Here is a 15,567-nt window from a genome sequence, read left to right as displayed (position 1 = left end):
GTTGCGGGGGGTTGGGTGATGCGGTCGGTGGAAGCGGGTCAGGGCGTGGACAGCTCGAACCGCAGGACGCGGATCGCGCCGCCGAGTGCCTGGGTGGCGTGGTTGAAGAGGGCGAACCGGTAGCCCATGAAGAACCGCCAGTCGTTGCCCAGGGAGAAGGCGGGGCCGAAGCGGACGAAGGCGCCGCCGTCGGTGCTGTGGGAGAAGGTCGCGGAGCGTGCGGCGCCGGGCCGGATGTCCGCCGTCGCGCGCAGCCGGACCCGGCTGCCGGACACGCGCGCGCTCGCGACCTCGACGCCCGTGCCGGTGGTGTTCCAGTTGCCGTCCATGGTCAGCCCGTTGACCATCACGAGCCGTGTCACGCCGCCGTCGCGCTTGAGGCCGATCCAGGCGGAGGAGTCGCGCAGCAGGGCCAGTCCGGCCCGGTCGCCGTCGCGCATCGCCGAGACGTCGAGCTCGGCCGTGGCGGTGGAGGTGGGCCCCTGGATGCGGTGGGTGAGCGTGTTGCGCGCCGCGTACAGGTCGTTGGTGACGGTGGCGGTCTGCAGGGTCAGGCCGTTGTTCACCGACCACTTGGAGTTGTCCGGGTTGTGGTTCCACTCCCACCTCGGTTTGAGGGCCGTGCCGTCGAAGGTGTCCACGCCGGTCATCGGGGTGACCTGACGGGGTGGCGGGGGCACGTCCGGGCGGGGATACGTGGTGCCCCACGCGCCGTTGACGAGTTGGACGACCGGCCAGCCGTCCGCGGTCCAGCTGACCGGCGCCAGGGCGGGCATCCGGCCGCCGGGGTAGGCGTCGACGAAGGCCAGGTAGTACCAGGCGCCGCCCCGCGTCTGCACCAGCCCGCCCTGGTGCGGTACGCCGCCGCCGGGGATGGGCCCGCGCAGGTCGAGCAGGACCTGCCGCATCGTGTAGGGGCCGAAGGGGCCGCTCGACGACTTGAGGATGTACTGGCCGTTCGCCGGGCGGGTCAGGAAGATGTAGTACTGCCCGTTGATCTTGTAGAAGCGGGAGCCCTCCAGGGTGCCGACGCTCGACGGTGTGGTGAACACCCGCTGCGTGCGGACCTGGGTGCGGCCGTCGGCGGACAGCTGGGCCACGTTGATGGTGCTGTTCCCGTAGGCCACGTACAGGGTGTCGTCGGTGTCGACGAGCAGCCCCGCGTCGTAGTACGGGGTGCTGATCGTCGTGAGCCGGTTCCACGGCCCCTCGGCGGCGGTCGCGGTGTAGACGTACGTGCGCGCGAAGTCGATCTGACCGAGCCAGTAGAACGTCCTGTTGCTCGGCCGGTAGGCCAGGGACGACGCCCAGATGCCTCGGACGTAGCCGCGGCCGCCGTTCAGGTCGTACTTGGCGCCGAAGTCGAGCACGGGCACCGAGTGGCCGGCGATCTCCCAGTCCACCAGGTCGTACGACCGCAGCACGGGCGCGCCCGGCGAGTAGTGCATGGTCGAGGCCGAAGCGTAGAAGGTGTCACCGACGCGGATGACGTCGATGTCGGCGAAGTCCTGCCAGATCACCGGGTTCGTGAACGCCGCCGCGGTCGTGAGGTCCGCCCCTCGGGCGGGCGCGGCGCCGATGATCCCCACCGGAGGCAACAGGGTGCCGGCGGCGAGTCCGGTGGCGGCCGTCAGCGCGCGACGGCGGGACCAGGTATGACGGGGCCATGACATATGCATCCTTGGCGTACTCCCTCTGTGGCCCGGCCGTGGGCGGCTGGGGTGTCCGGAGGTGCCCTGCTGGAGCGCGTGGAGCGGCTGTCAGTCGTACGGAATGTCGAACATGGATCGACTTGGCGAGCATTCAGGATGATAGGGAGACCGGGGGTGGCGTCAATCCTTCTCGCACGAATCGTCGAAAACTTCGAAACATTCGAAGAAATCCATCCCATGTGCGGAGAGGCCTTATGTGCGGATAATGGCTATCTATCCCTTTTCTTGTGCCTGAATGGCCGGATCGCGGGCTCGTTCGGCGGCAGGTGTTGACATGTCTGTCCGCCTCCCTAGTATCCGTGAGGCCCATAGTTTCCGAATGGCATGCGAACGTTCGAATCGTTCGCCTCACCCTTTGCGTGTCATGCACCTGACTTCACACGTCATGTGCCGTGACGCCTGCCGGGAAAGGATCCCTCGGTGCTCAGACGATCAGGCGGACGCCTCCTGCGCCTCCTCACGGCGGTCGCGTTGGCGGTCACCGCGTCCGCGACGGCTTCCGCGCACACCACTGCCTCGGCCGCCCCCGGCAGCCCGGCGCTCACCCCGCCCCTGGGCTGGAACAGCTGGAACAGCTTCGGGTGCGGGATCACCGAGGCGCAGGTCCGCCAGGCCGCCGACGCGATGGCGTCCTCGGGCATGCGGGACGCCGGCTACCGGTACGTCGTGGTCGACGACTGCTGGTTCGACCCGCAGCGCGACGCGGCCGGCAACCTGCGGGCCAGTCCGGCCAAGTTCCCGAGCGGCATGAAGGCGCTGGGGGACTACATCCATGGCAAGGGCCTGAAGTTCGGCATCTACCAGGTGCCCGGCGAGCGCACCTGTGCGCAGACCACCGGCGCCTATCCGGGGTCCACGGGCAGCAGAGGGCACGAGGCCCAGGACGCCGCCGCGTTCGCCTCGTGGGGAGTCGACTACCTCAAGTACGACTGGTGCTCCTCCAGCGGCACCCGTGACGAGCAGGTCGCACGGTTCACGCTCATGCGCGACGCCCTGCGCGCCACCGGGCGCCCGATCGTCTACAGCATCAACCCCAACAGCTTTCACGCCATCACCGGCGCCGGCTACAACTGGGGTGAGGTCGCCGACCTGTGGCGGACGACCGAGGACCTGCTCGACATCTGGCAGAACGGGAACACCAACAGCTACCCCATGGGCGTCGGCAACGTGCTCGACGTCACCGCGCCGCTGGCGGCCCAGTCCGGGCCGGGACACTGGAACGACCCCGACATGCTGGTCGTCGGCCGTCCCGGTCTGTCGCTGACCGAGTCCCGCTCGCACTTCGCCCTCTGGTCGCTGCTGGCGGCACCGCTCATGGCCGGCAACGACATCCGCACCATGTCCGCCGACGTGAGCGCGATCCTGCGCAACCCGCGGCTGCTGGCGGTGAACCAGGACCGGCTGGGCGCGGGCGGGCGCCGCGTGCGCGACGACGGCAGCACCGAGGTGTTCGCCAAGCCCCTGTCCGACGGCTCGGTCGCCGTGGGCCTGTTCAACCGGGGCGGCGCCGCCGCGACGGTCAGCACCACGGCGGCCGGGGTCGGGCTCGCCGGCGGGTCCTTCACCCTGACGGACCTGTGGACCGGCGCCACGTCGAGCACGTCCGGGGCGATCTCGGCGAGTGTCCCCGCGCACGGCGTGGCGGTGTACCGGGTGTCCGGCGGCAGCCCGCTCGCCGCCACCACCTCGCGGCTGCGCGGCAACGGCTCCGGCCGCTGCGTGGACGTGGACAACGGCTCCACCGCGGCCGGGGCCACCGTCCTGCTCTGGGACTGCCACACGGCCGCCAACCAGCTGTGGACCACATGGGCCGGCGGTGAGATCCGCGTCTTCGGCGACAAGTGCCTGGACGCCTACAACCAGGGCACCGCCAACGGCACCCGGGTCGTCACCTGGCCCTGCAACAACCAGAGCAACCAGAAGTGGACCGTCGGCTCCGACGGGTCGGTCCGCAACGCCCTGTCCGGACTGTGCCTCGACGTCGACCGGGCCGGCACGTCCAACGGCACCCCGCTGGTCCTGTGGACGTGCGACGGCCGGGCCGGCCAGAAGTGGAGCCGGACATGAGGGAGCGGCATCCGTCGCCCGGCCTGCCGCGGTCGCCTGCCGGCCGTCGCCCACCGGGGACGACGACCACGCCCGGGGCCGGGCCCGCAGGCGCGAGGCTCACGCGGGCGGCCGCCTGGATCGTGGCTCTCGTGCTCGCGTTCGCGGTCGTGCCCGCCGCCGTGCAGCCCACCGCGGCCAGGGCCGACAACCCGATCGTGCAGCACGTCTACACCGCCGACCCGGCCCCGCTCGTCCACAACGGGCGGGTCTACCTCTACACGGGACACGACGAGGACGGCTCCACCTACTTCACCATGAAGGACTGGCGGGTGTGGTCCTCCGCCGACATGGTCAACTGGACCGACCACGGCTCACCGCTCAGCCTGACGACCTTCAGCTGGGCGTCCGCCGACGCGTGGGCGGGTCAGGTGGTCGACCGCAACGGCCGGTTCTACTGGTACGTGCCGGTCAAGAGCCGGGCGACCGGCAGGATGGCCATCGGCGTGGCGGTGTCGGACAGCCCCACCGGCCCCTTCCGGGACGCCCTCGGCCGTCCACTGGTGGAGAACGGCGAGATCGACCCGACCGTCTTCGTCGACGACGACGGCCAGGCCTACCTGTACTGGGGCAACCCCAACCTGTGGTACGTGCGGCTGAACGCCGACATGACCTCCTATGCCGGCAGTGCCACCAGGATCCCGCTCACCACCGCGGGCTTCGGCACTCGCACCGGCGACGCCAACCGTCCCACGCTGTACGAGGAGGGCCCCTGGGTCCACAAGCGCAACGGCCTGTACTACCTGGTGTTCGCGGCCAAGTGCTGCTCGGAGTTCATCGCCTACTCCACGGCGCCCGGCCCGACCGGACCGTGGACCTATCGCGGGACGATCATGCCCACCCAGGGCGGCAGTTTCACCAACCACCCCGGGATCGCCGACTTCAAGGGCAACTCGTACTTCTTCTACCACAACGGCGCACTGCCGGGCGGGGGCGGCTTCACCCGCTCGGTCGCGGTGGAGCGGTTCGCCTACAACGCCGACGGCACGATCCCGGTGATCAACATGACGAACGCCGGGGCGCCCCAGGCCGGCACGCTCGATCCGTATACGCGCCAGGAAGCCGAGACGATCGCCTGGGGGGCCGGGATCGAGACCGAACCGGCCGCGGAAGGCGGAATGAACGTCGGCTGGATCGACAACGGCGACTACCTCAAGGTCAAGGGCGTGGGATTCGGGGCGGGCGCGTCCTCGTTCACCGCACGCGTGGCGTCGGGCAACGGCGGCGGGACCGTCGAACTGCGCCTGGGCTCCACGAACGGCACGGTCGTCGGCAGGTGCGCCGTGCCGGGCACCGGCGGCTGGCAGAAGTGGACGACGGTGACCTGCCCGGTCAGCGGGGCCACGGGAACGCGGGATCTCTATCTGCGGTTCACCGGCGGCAGCGGCTATCTGCTCAACATGGACTGGTGGCGGTTCGCCGCCGGTGCCGCCGCGACCGCACCGCGGTGAACCCGACCCCTGTCCGTGCACGACGAGGATCCGACAGAGAAAAGGGAGTGGCATGGCGAGCGAGGGCAGTGGGAACGGCGAGGGAGAGGCCACCGTCGAGGGCGGGCGTGCGCTTATGGGGGGCCGTCATGGCCGTGCTGCTCATCCTGACCACGGGGGGAACGGCACTGGCGGACGGCCACGGCGCGGACACGCCGAGCGCGGTCTCCGGCACGGACGCCGCGCACGCCGGCGCCGCAGCCCCGACCGCCGGCTGCGGCAAGGCCCCTACCCTGACGAGCGGCACGTACACGATCCAGAGCAACGGCAAGAACCGGACCTTCATCCTGAAGCTCCCCGACGGCTACGACCGCAACCATCCGTACCGTCTGGTCCTCGGATTCCACTGGCTGGGGGGCACCTCCACGGACGTCGCGACGGGCCGGACGGTGGAGACGGGCACCTGGGCCTACTACGGACTCCAGCGGCTGGCGAACAACAGCACCGTCTTCGTCGCGCCCCAGGGCCTCAACAACGGCTGGGGCAACGCAGGCGGCGAGGACGTCACCCTCGTCGACGACATCCTCCGGCGGATCGAGGCGGACCTGTGCGTCGACACGACACAGCGCTTCGCCCTGGGCTTCAGCTACGGCGCCGCGATGTCGTACGCCCTCGCGTGTTCCCGGGCGACGGTCTTCCGCGCGGTCGCGGTGCAGAGCGGCGGGCAGCTCAGCGGATGCAGCGGCGGCACGCAGCCCATCGCCTACCTCGGGGTGCACGGCCTCAGGGACAACGTCCTCGGCATCTCCGGCGGACGGGCGCTGCGGGACAGGTTCGTCAGGAACAACGGCTGTGCCGCCCAGAACCCGCCGGAGCCGGCCCAGGGCAGCCTGACCCACCGGGTCACCGCCTACGCGGGCTGCTCGGCCGGGCACCCGGTCGTCTGGGCCGCGTTCGACGAAGGACACATCGCCGCTCCGCAGGACGGGGCCGCCGGTGACAGCGGCTCCAGGACCTGGGTGCCGGCGGAGGTGTGGAAGTTCTTCACCCAGTTCCAGACCTCCGACCCGTCGCCGGGGCCGGGGACGGCGACCTGCCGGGTCACCGCCACCGTCAACGCCTGGAACACCGGCCTGACGTCGAGCCTCACCATCGCCAACACCGGCACGACGGCGATCGACGGCTGGTCCCTGCTGTTCACCCTGCCGGCCGGCCAGACCGTCACCTCCGGGTGGAACGCCGACTATGCGTCCGCCGCCGGACAGGTGACCGCCAGGAACGTCGCCCACAACGCGAGGATCGCCCCGGGCGCGTCCGTGGACATCGGATTCCAGGCGACCCACACCGGCAACACCGCTCCGCCGAGCTCCTACACTCTCAACGGCGCCGCCTGCACGACGACCTGAACGCGCGGAGGTGACCCGCGATCCGTCGGCGCCGGCCCCTCCCCGGGGGCCGGCGCCGACGCCGGTGCAGGGAGCGCGGGCGCAAGGCGCGCGGGTGCAGGGTGCCGGGCGCGGGTGACCTCGTGAACGGCCGCTGTCCGACGGTCGATCGTCGATGCCGGCGGACGTGTCACGTGGGATCGGGCTCGGAAGCACCGCTCTCCCACGGCCACTGCGCGTCCCGGCCGGCCTCGATGAGCGGGATCAGCCGGAACGCGGCGTCGCTCAGACCGCCGAAGGTGTGGTGGTGCGGGCCGGCCGGGGCGTGAGCCGGGGCGTAGCCCGCCAGGTTCCAGGTGTAGACGGGGACGCGGAAGGGAATCGTGAGCAGCGGGTTGGCCCACTGGGTCGCCCCGGTCTGTTCGTCGGTCACCAGGACCACCCGGTCGTGACGGTCGTAGTTCCGCTTGAGCGCCGCGGCCGTGTTCGTGCCGCCGAGGTCGTGGAAGCGGTCCAGGACGCGCAGCACGGGCTCACCCGGGGTGAGTGCCACGCGGCGGCTGTCGGTCCCGAACTCCACCAGGTCGGCCCGCTCGGCCCGCAGCGCCAGCGCCGTGCCGAACACGGCCGCCGTGTCCGCCCGGTTGAGCTGGGTGTGCTCGCTGGGCCGGTCGAACATCGAGCCCGAGCGGTCCACCAGGACCAGCGTGCGGCCGGTCAGTGCGGGGACGTTGGCGAGGGAGTGCCCGAGGGCCGCCTCCAAAGGCTCCTCCCAGCGGTGTGAGGGGGTGTTGCGGTGGGCGGCGAGGTAGCGGAACGGGAACTGGCGTGAACGGCGCACCTCGTCCGGGTCGGAGATCCGCGAGGCCACCTCGGCGGCGACCTCGTCGCTCACGCCGGCCTGGTCGAGGTTGCGCAGATTGCGTACGAGGGCCATCGGCCCCATCGAGGGGACCAGGGCCTCCCACACCGCCGCGTCGAGCGGCCCCTGAAGCCAGCCCGCCACCGACTCCCAGGTCATCCCGGCCGCGTGGAGACGCTCCGCGCCGTTCCGAGCGGTCACCAGGGCACGCCGGTCCGCGACCGGCATGGTCATCAGCTCCCGGTGTGCGGCGAGCAGCGTCTGGCCGGGCGGGGGCAGGGCGCGGTCGGCGCGGTGGCGGCGGTCGATCGCGTGCCTGAACAGGTCGCCCTGCCAGGGACGTCGGGGGTCGGGAGTGGGGTGGGTGAGTTCGAGGACGTCACCGAAGCGGTAGGCGCGCGAGGCGGTGTCGTACTTGAGGAGCGCGCGCCCGGTGTAGAGACGCCGTACGGCGTCGGCGATCCCGCGCTTGAGCGGCTGCGGAATCCGCCGGCCGTACCGGGAGGTCCAGTAGGCCAGCAACTCGCCCGGCTCGTCGGCCCGTTGGAGTACGGCGGCCACGGCCTGCCGTGAGTGGCCGACGGCCCCGGCGTCCAGCCTGGCGCGCACGAACTCGGCGGCGCCCACGAGGGAGGCGGTGCGCATGTGGGCCTCGGTGCGCAGCCAGCCCAGCAGGCCGAGGGTCCACTCGGGGTCGCTGACGGCGAGGGTGCGCACCAACTGCTCGAAGCGCTCGTCGCGGGCGACGGCGTCCTCGTAGAAGCTGTGGTGGCCGACCATGTGGGACATGGCCAGCAGGAAGAGTTCCGCCTTCGGGGTGCGGGCGTAGCCGGCGCCGCCCTGGTGGGTACGGTGGTGAGGCCGGAGGGCGGCCGGGTGCCGCAGGTTTCGCGTGGTGGCGGACGGCGGGAGCAGCCACCGGCCGTGGGTGGAGAGCGACGACGTCGCTCCGCCTGCGGTCAGGCCCGGTATTTCCGCCTGGATCTCTCTCCTGGCTTCGGACTTGGCCCGCTGACGGTTGAAATGGGGCATGCAGAAGGTCCCTTGGGAGACGTTCCGGAAAGTAGAGGGGACGCCTTCCGAGATCAGTAGTGGCACCGGGTCGGTGTTGCGCGTCAGATATGAAGTAACCGGGGCACAGCGCATCGGAAGGCGTCGAACACGCACGCTAGTGGGTGCGGTGGGAGCGCGCACGCGAATAAACGGGGCCGGCTGCCCGACCCCGCCCTCCCCGCCGTACGAGCGCCGGCCTCGTCGCGTGGCGAGGGCGGGCCCGGCCTTCGCCGAGCCCGCCACGCCGGTTCCCTGTCGGAGCCGGACTCGCCTCACACCGTCAGCGCTGCAGTGTCAGCAGACCCGGACGATAGGGCCAAAGGCCGTAGTCGCCACCGGAGTTGGGGTTGCGCCCCTGGTAGAGCAACTGGAGGTGGCAGGGGTCGACGGTCATGGTCTGATCGGGGCCGGTGCGGATCAGTTCGCCATGGCTGATGTCATTGGTCCATGTGGCGCCGCTGTTGGCCTTGCCGGCGAAGGGATTGCTCTCGGTCGCGGCCTGGGGTGTCCATGAGCCGTTCAGGCTGGTGGCCGTGAACGAGCGGAAGTAGCGGCCCTGCGATCCGATCGCCTCGACGATCATGAGGTAGCGGTTCTGGCCCTGCAGCTTGTAGACCTGCGGGGCTTCGAACAGGTTGTTCGTCGTGTCGCTCATGACCACTGTCGAGGTCGAGCCGAAGCTGCCCGGGAAGTTCCCGATCGGCATGCTCGCCCGGTAGATCTTGCCGTTGTCACCGGCGTAGAACAGGTACATGTTCGTCCCGTCACCGATGAGCGTCTGGTCGATGGGGCCGGTTCCGGGGCCGGGGATGCTTCCGGAGAAGAGCACCTGCTGGGAGGACCAGCCGTTCGGGTTGGTGGGGTCGCTCGAGGTCCGGTAGGAGAAGGCGGTCCCGCCCCACTGGTACGTGAGCACCCAGATGTTCTTCGGTGCGAAGTAGAAGAGCGTGGGTGCGACAGTGGAGTTCGACATCGCGTTCTGGCCGGCCGAGGCCATCTCCGACCAGTTGGTGAACGGGCTGAAGTTCATCGAACCCCACTTCGACCCGGTGTCGTGCGTCGTCGCGTAGACGAGCTGCTTGCCGTTGTAGGGGACGACGGTGAAGTCCTTGAGCGAGACCCAGCCCGACTTGGGCTGGGCCAGAGCGCCTGTGGACGACCAGCGGTAGGACGACGGAAGATCACAGGTGCCGGAGCCGTCGGCGCCGACCTTGACGAGCTGCCACTGCTGGTTGGTGCCGCCCCAGTCGTCGTACTGGACGACGTTCGCGTTGTCGGCGGTGGAGGCGCCCTGCACTTCGAGGGCCTTGTTGCTGTGGCGTGCGATCAACCTCACGTAGCCGTCCGGGCTGTCGGCCAGCCGCCACTGCTGGTTGGTGGCGTTCTGGTCGGCCCACTGGACGATCGCGCCCCCGTTCGCGGTGGACCGGTTCTGGACGTCCAGGACCTTGCCCGAGTGGCGGGACAGGATGCGGTAGTAGCCGCCCCCGGAATCGACGAACCGCCATTGCTGCTGGCTCTGATCGTTCCTGGTCCACTGGGTGATGCGGGCGCCGTCGCCGGTCGCCATGTTGTAGACGTCCAGGGCCTTGCCGCTGTTGCGGTTGACCAGCACATACGAGGCGTTGGGATCTACGGTCGCCGCGCCGGCGGGCTGGGCGCCGAGGAAGGTGACCACGAGCAGCAGAGGCGCGAGAACGGTGAGTAACCGTCTCAGGTGGGCCGGGGACGGGTGGGGGAACCGCACAGGAGGGCCTCCTTCGGGGGGCGGGGGTGAGGTGCCCCCGAGAACCACGGAGCGGACATGCCGGCGAGAGGGATTCCGAAATATTTCGAAGAATTCCCGGAAGCTTCGACGCCACAAGTTAGGAATCCGGCGCTCATTGGTCAAGGTCTGTCGCCGATCTGTCCACAAACAGCGCCTCCTTCTCGGGTCCGGCCGGCTGTCGATCCGGCCGGAGCACCTCGAAGTCCGCGACGCGGCCCGCAGGTCCGAGGCCTCCGCGAGCGGAGAACGTGCGGATAAGTCGAGCATGCGGGAGTGGGCGGCGGTCGGCCACGGGTTCCGTGCCGGTCCCGGCCCTGCGGCATCCGATCGGTGGCGGCACCGGTTCGGCACGGTCGGCCCGCCGGGATTCCGGAAGTTTCGGACGAGAATCAGAAACTTTCTGCGGGGAGTATTGACGAGCCATCGTCAATGCCTCAATCATCCGAGCCTAGGAGCCGATCGCCGTTCGAGATGTCGAACCAAGCCTGTGCTGCACGGCAGATCCACGCACGGCCGCACGCCAGATCCGCGCACCAGATCCGCGCCACCCCGTCAGTACCGCCGCCGTACGTCCCCCGGCAACCGGCCGGGTGCCGTGCGTGCCGGGTCGAGATCGTCCCGGTCCCATGACCGCGGTCTCCGGTGATTCCGTGCTGCCCGGGCTCCGGCCCTTCGTCGGCCGAGGGGGAGCGGACGACGCGTCCCCCTGCGCTTCAGTCCTTCCGTGATTCCTACCCTGGAGGCACCGTCATGGGCTCGTACGCCCTTCCCAGACCCGCTGTCCGCCGGAAGATCCGCGCCCTGCTGCTGGCGCTCGTCGCCGGCGTCCTCGCGGTGGTCGCCGCACTGGCCGCGCCGCCGACCGCCCAAGCCGCCGAGAACACGCTCGGCGCCGCTGCCGCGCAGAGCGGACGCTACTTCGGCACCGCCATCGCCTCGGGCAGGCTGGGCGACTCGGCGTACACGTCGATCGCCGGCCGTGAGTTCAACTCGGTGACGGCCGAGAACGAGATGAAGATCGACGCCACCGAACCACAGCGGGGCCAGTTCAACTTCTCCGCCGGTGACCGCGTCTACAACTGGGCGGTGCAGAACGGCAAGAAGATGCGCGGCCACACCCTGGCCTGGCACTCCCAGCAGCCCGGCTGGATGCAGAGCCTCAGCGGCAGCGCCCTGCGCCAGGCGATGATCGGCCACATCAACGGCGTGCTCGCCCACTACAAGGGCAAGATGGCCCAGTGGGACGTCGTGAACGAGGCCTTCGCCGACGGCAGTTCGGGAGCCCGGCGCGATTCCAACCTGCAGCGCACCGGTAATGACTGGATCGAGGTCGCGTTCCGCACCGCGCGCGCCGCCGACCCGGCCGCCAAGCTCTGCTACAACGACTACAACGTCGAGAACTGGACCTGGGCCAAGACCCAGGCCATGTACTCCATGGTCCGGGACTTCAAGCAGCGCGGCGTGCCGATCGACTGCGTCGGCTTCCAGTCGCACTTCAACAGCGGCAGCCCCTACAACAGCAACTTCCGTACCACCCTGCAGAACTTCGCCGCCCTCGGCGTCGACGTGGCCATCACCGAACTCGACATCCAGGGCGCCTCGGCCACCACCTACGCCAACGTGACCAAGGACTGCCTGGCCGTGTCACGCTGCCTCGGCATCACCGTCTGGGGAGTGCGCGACAGCGACTCCTGGCGGTCCGGGGACACGCCGCTGCTGTTCAACGGCAACGGCAGCAAGAAGCCTGCCTACACCGCCGTCCTCGACGCGCTCAACGGCGGTACCTCCACGCCCCCCGCGGAATCCGGAACGATCAAGGGCGTCGGTTCGGGCCGCTGCCTGGACGTGCCGGGCACCAGCACCGCCGACGGCACCCAGCTCGCCCTGTGGGACTGCCACAGCGGCACCAACCAGCAATGGGCGTACACCACCGCCGGCGAGCTCAGGGTCTACGGCAACAAGTGCCTGGACGCCGCCGGGACCGGCAACGGCACCAAGGTCCAGATCTACGGCTGCTGGGGCGGCGACAACCAGAAGTGGCGCCTCAACTCCGACGGAACCATCGTCGGCGTCCAGTCCGGCCTCTGCCTCGACACCGTCGCGGGCGGCACCGCCAACGGCACCCTGATCCAGATCTCCTCCTGTTCGAACAGCGGCAACCAGCGCTGGGCCCGCACCTGATGGGACCTGTCACGGCCGAAAGGGTGAATCGATGAAGACCAACGGTGCGGATTCTCCAGCCCCTCCACCACGACGACGCTGGTGGTCCCGGGTCGCCGGGGTGGTGGCGGCGGCCCTCGCGATCGGCATGCTCGCCGCGGTCAACCCGGCGCCCGCCGCGGCGGCGACGGTGGACACCAACGCCTGGTACGTCCTGGTCAACCGCAACAGCGGCAAGGCGCTGGACGTCAACGGCGCGCCCACCGCCGACGGTGCGCGGGTCAGCCAGTGGACGCGCAACGACGCGGCCGACCAGCAGTGGCAGTTCGTGGACTCCGGCGGCGGCTTCTACCGGCTCAAGGCCCGGCATTCGGGCAAGGTCCTCGACGTGGCGGGCGCCTCGAGTGCCGACGGCACCGCGATCCAGCAGTGGACCGACCACAACGGGACCAACCAGCAGTTCCGGCTGGCCGACTCCGACGCGGGATACGTACGGCTGATCAACCGCGCCAGCAGCAAGGCGGCGGAGGTCCAGGGCGCCTCCACGGCCGACGGCGGCAGCGTCGTCCAGTACACCGACTGGGGCGGCGCCAATCAGCAGTGGCAGATGATCAAACTGTCGTCCGGTGGCGGCGGCGGTGGCGGTAGCGGCGCATGCGGCAGCGCCCCGACCCTGGCGAGCGGTACGTACACGATCCAGAGCGGCGGCAAGAACCGCAGCTTCATCCTCAGGGTCCCCGCCAACTACGACAACAGCCACCGCTACCGGCTGATCTTCGCGTTCCACTGGCGGGGCGGAACCGCCGGCGACGTCGCCTCCGGCGGCACGAGCGGGGCCGCCTGGTCCTACTACGGCCAGCAGGAACAGTCGAACAACTCCGCGATCCTCGTCGCCCCCCAGGGCCTCGGCAACGGCTGGGCCAACAACGGCAATGAGGACGTCACCTTCGTCGACGACATGATCCGGCGTATCGAGGGCGGTCTCTGTGTCAACCCGGCACAGCGTTTCGCCACGGGATTCAGCTGGGGCGGCGGCATGAGCTACTCACTCGCGTGCAGCCGGGCGAACGTCTTCAGGGCCGTAGCGGTCTTCTCCGGCGCTGAGATCAGCGGGTGCGGCGGCGGTACCCAGCCCATCGCGTACTTCGGGATCCACGGCGTCAGCGACTCCGTCCTCAACATCGCGCAGGGACGGTCCCTGCGGGACAGGTTCGTCCGCAACAACGGCTGCACCGCACAGAGCCCGCGCGAGCCCGCGCCGGGCAGCCGCACGCACATCACCACCGCCTACTCGGGCTGCCGCGCCGGCTACCCGGTCCAGTGGGCCGCCTTCGACGGCGGCCACCTGCCCGGCCCGGTCGACGGCTCCTCCGGCGAAAGCGGCGTCACCACCTGGACCAAGGCAGAGATCTGGAGGTTCTTCACACAGTTCCAGTGACACGCCCGCACCATGGAGTGGGGCCGGGATCACCCTGGCTCCACTCCGTCGATGTCCGTCCCGCGTCCGAGGGCTAGAAGAAGCCGAGTTTCTGCGGGCTGTAAGAACAGAGAAGGTTCTTCGTCTGCTGGTAGTGCTCCAGCATCATCTTGTGCGTCTCGCGTCCGATCCCGGACTGCTTGTAGCCGCCGAAGGCGGCGTGCGCCGGGTAGGCGTGGTAGCAGTTGGTCCACACGCGCCCGGCCTGGATCGCCCGGCCGGCGCGATACGCCGTGTTGATGTCCCGTGTCCACACCCCGGCGCCGAGGCCGTACGACGTGTCGTTGGCGATCTTGATGGCGTCGTCGAAGTCGTCGAACGAGGCCACCGAGACGACCGGGCCGAAGATCTCCTCCTGGAAGACCCGCATGCGGTTGTCGCCCTCGAAGATCGTCGGCTGGACGTAGTATCCGCCCTTCAACTCCCCCTCGTGCTGTATGCGTTCGCCGCCGGTGAGAATCCTGGCACCCTCGTTCCGGCCGATGTCGATGTAGGAGAGGATCTTCGCCAGCTGGTCGCCGGAGGCCTGCGCGCCGATCATCGTGTCCGTGTCGAGGGGGTGGCCGGGCGTGATGAGTTCGGTGCGCGCGACGGCCGCCCGGAGGAAGTCGCCGTAGTTGCCGCGCTGTATGAGGCCGCGCGAGGGGCAGGTGCAGACCTCGCCCTGGTTGAGCGCGAACATGGTGAACCCCTCGAGGGCCTTGTCCCGGAGGTCGTCGTCCTTCTCCCAGACGTCGTCGAAGAAGATGTTCGGTGACTTGCCGCCGAGTTCCAGGGTGACCGGCTTGAGGTGCTCCGCCGCGTACTGCATGATCAGTCGGCCCGTGGACGTCTCGCCGGTGAAGGCGACCTTCGCCACCCGCGGGCTGGACGCCAGCGGTTTGCCCGCCTCCGGTCCGAACCCGTTGACGATGTTGACCACGCCCGGTGGCAGCAGGTCGGCGACCAGGCTCATCCAGTAGTGCAGCGACACCGGGGTCTGCTCGGCGGGCTTGATGACCACCGCGTTGCCCGCGGCGAGGGCGGGCGCGAGCTTCCATGTGGCCATCAGAATGGGAAAGTTCCACGGGATGATCTGCGCGACGACGCCGAGCGGCTCGTGGAAGTGGTACGCCACGGTGTCGTCGTCGACCTGGCTGAGCGAGCCCTCCTGGGCGCGGATGGCGCCGGCGAAGTACCGGAAGTGGTCGATGGCCAGGGGGATGTCCGCCGCCAGCGTCTCCCGGACCGGCTTGCCGTTCTCCCAGCTCTCCGCGACGGCGAGGGGCTCCAGGTAGGCCTCCATCCGGTCGGCGATCTTCAGCAGGATGTCGGAACGCTCCGTCGCCGAAGTGCGCCCCCAGCCCGGCGCGGCGGCGTGCGCCGCGTCCAGCGCCCGCTCCACGTCCTCCGCGGTACCGCGTGCCACCTCCGTGAAGGTCTCCCCGTTCACCGGCGACGGGTTCTCGAAGTACCGCCCGAGAGCCGGGGGGACGTACTCGCCGCCGATGAAGTGGTCGTAACGCGTCTGGTAGGAGACGATCGCGCCTTCGGTGCCGGGCGCCGCGTAACGGGTCATCCTGTTCTGCCTCCTTCAGCAGCGCTGCCCGCCGTTGGACAGCTCTTCGCGCGAGG

9 protein-coding genes are annotated in these 15,567 nt (G+C 69.8%); 5 read left to right on the top strand and 4 right to left on the bottom strand.

Annotated features, from left to right (window positions below; translation table 11 throughout):
• Positions 1 to 38: 38 nt before the first annotated feature.
• Positions 39 to 1,679, bottom strand: coding sequence for a glycoside hydrolase family 43 protein (locus QF032_RS06060; protein ID WP_307055245.1), 1,641 nt, complete (start codon positions 1,677 to 1,679; stop codon positions 39 to 41).
• A gap of 453 nt (positions 1,680 to 2,132) precedes the next feature.
• On the opposite strand from QF032_RS06060, the gene QF032_RS06055 reads away from it, so the two are divergent.
• The 3 genes from QF032_RS06055 to QF032_RS06045 all read left to right on the top strand — a co-directional run bounded on the left by QF032_RS06055 (position 2,133) and on the right by QF032_RS06045 (position 6,654).
• A complete protein-coding gene (locus tag QF032_RS06055) occupies positions 2,133 to 3,779 on the top strand; it encodes a glycoside hydrolase family 27 protein (protein WP_307040712.1) in 1,647 nt (548 codons plus the stop codon).
• 122 nt (positions 3,780 to 3,901) lie between these two features.
• On the top strand, positions 3,902 to 5,269 hold the full coding sequence (locus tag QF032_RS06050) for a glycoside hydrolase family 43 protein (RefSeq protein ID WP_307040709.1): 1,368 nt from the start codon (positions 3,902 to 3,904) through the stop codon (positions 5,267 to 5,269).
• A gap of 128 nt (positions 5,270 to 5,397) precedes the next feature.
• Entirely contained in the window at positions 5,398 to 6,654 is a 1,257-nt protein-coding gene (locus QF032_RS06045) for a cellulose binding domain-containing protein (RefSeq protein WP_307055243.1), read from the top strand.
• Positions 6,655 to 6,823: 169 nt separating this feature from the next.
• Here QF032_RS06045 and QF032_RS06040 read toward each other — a convergent pair whose 3' ends face one another.
• Entirely contained in the window at positions 6,824 to 8,527 is a 1,704-nt protein-coding gene (locus tag QF032_RS06040) for a TROVE domain-containing protein (protein WP_307055241.1), read from the bottom strand.
• 301 nt (positions 8,528 to 8,828) lie between these two features.
• Positions 8,829 to 10,295, bottom strand: a complete 1,467-nt coding sequence (locus QF032_RS06035; RefSeq protein ID WP_307055239.1) for a non-reducing end alpha-L-arabinofuranosidase family hydrolase — start codon at positions 10,293 to 10,295, stop codon at positions 8,829 to 8,831.
• A 771-nt stretch (positions 10,296 to 11,066) separates the two neighbouring features.
• Between QF032_RS06035 and QF032_RS06030 the strand changes: the two genes are divergently transcribed.
• Together QF032_RS06030 and QF032_RS06025 are read left to right on the top strand one after the other, a co-directional pair.
• Positions 11,067 to 12,497, top strand: a complete 1,431-nt coding sequence (locus QF032_RS06030) for an endo-1,4-beta-xylanase (protein WP_307055237.1) — start codon at positions 11,067 to 11,069, stop codon at positions 12,495 to 12,497.
• Positions 12,498 to 12,528: 31 nt separating this feature from the next.
• Positions 12,529 to 13,914 carry an RICIN domain-containing protein gene (locus QF032_RS06025; RefSeq protein WP_444875845.1) on the top strand — a complete coding sequence of 462 codons (1,386 nt, stop codon included), beginning with the start codon at positions 12,529 to 12,531 and terminating at the stop codon, positions 13,912 to 13,914.
• A gap of 73 nt (positions 13,915 to 13,987) precedes the next feature.
• Here the strand turns inward: QF032_RS06025 and exaC are convergent, their stop codons facing one another.
• Positions 13,988 to 15,511: an acetaldehyde dehydrogenase ExaC gene (gene exaC / locus QF032_RS06020; RefSeq protein WP_307040701.1), complete on the bottom strand. Its 1,524-nt coding sequence runs from the start codon at positions 15,509 to 15,511 to the stop codon at positions 13,988 to 13,990.
• Positions 15,512 to 15,567 lie beyond the last annotated feature (56 nt).

This window comes from Streptomyces achromogenes (assembly GCF_030816715.1).
Classification (GTDB): Bacteria; Actinomycetota; Actinomycetes; order Streptomycetales; family Streptomycetaceae; genus Streptomyces; species Streptomyces achromogenes_A.
Note: the sequence above shows the minus strand (reverse complement) of the source record. Positions and strands in the feature narration are given on the sequence as shown.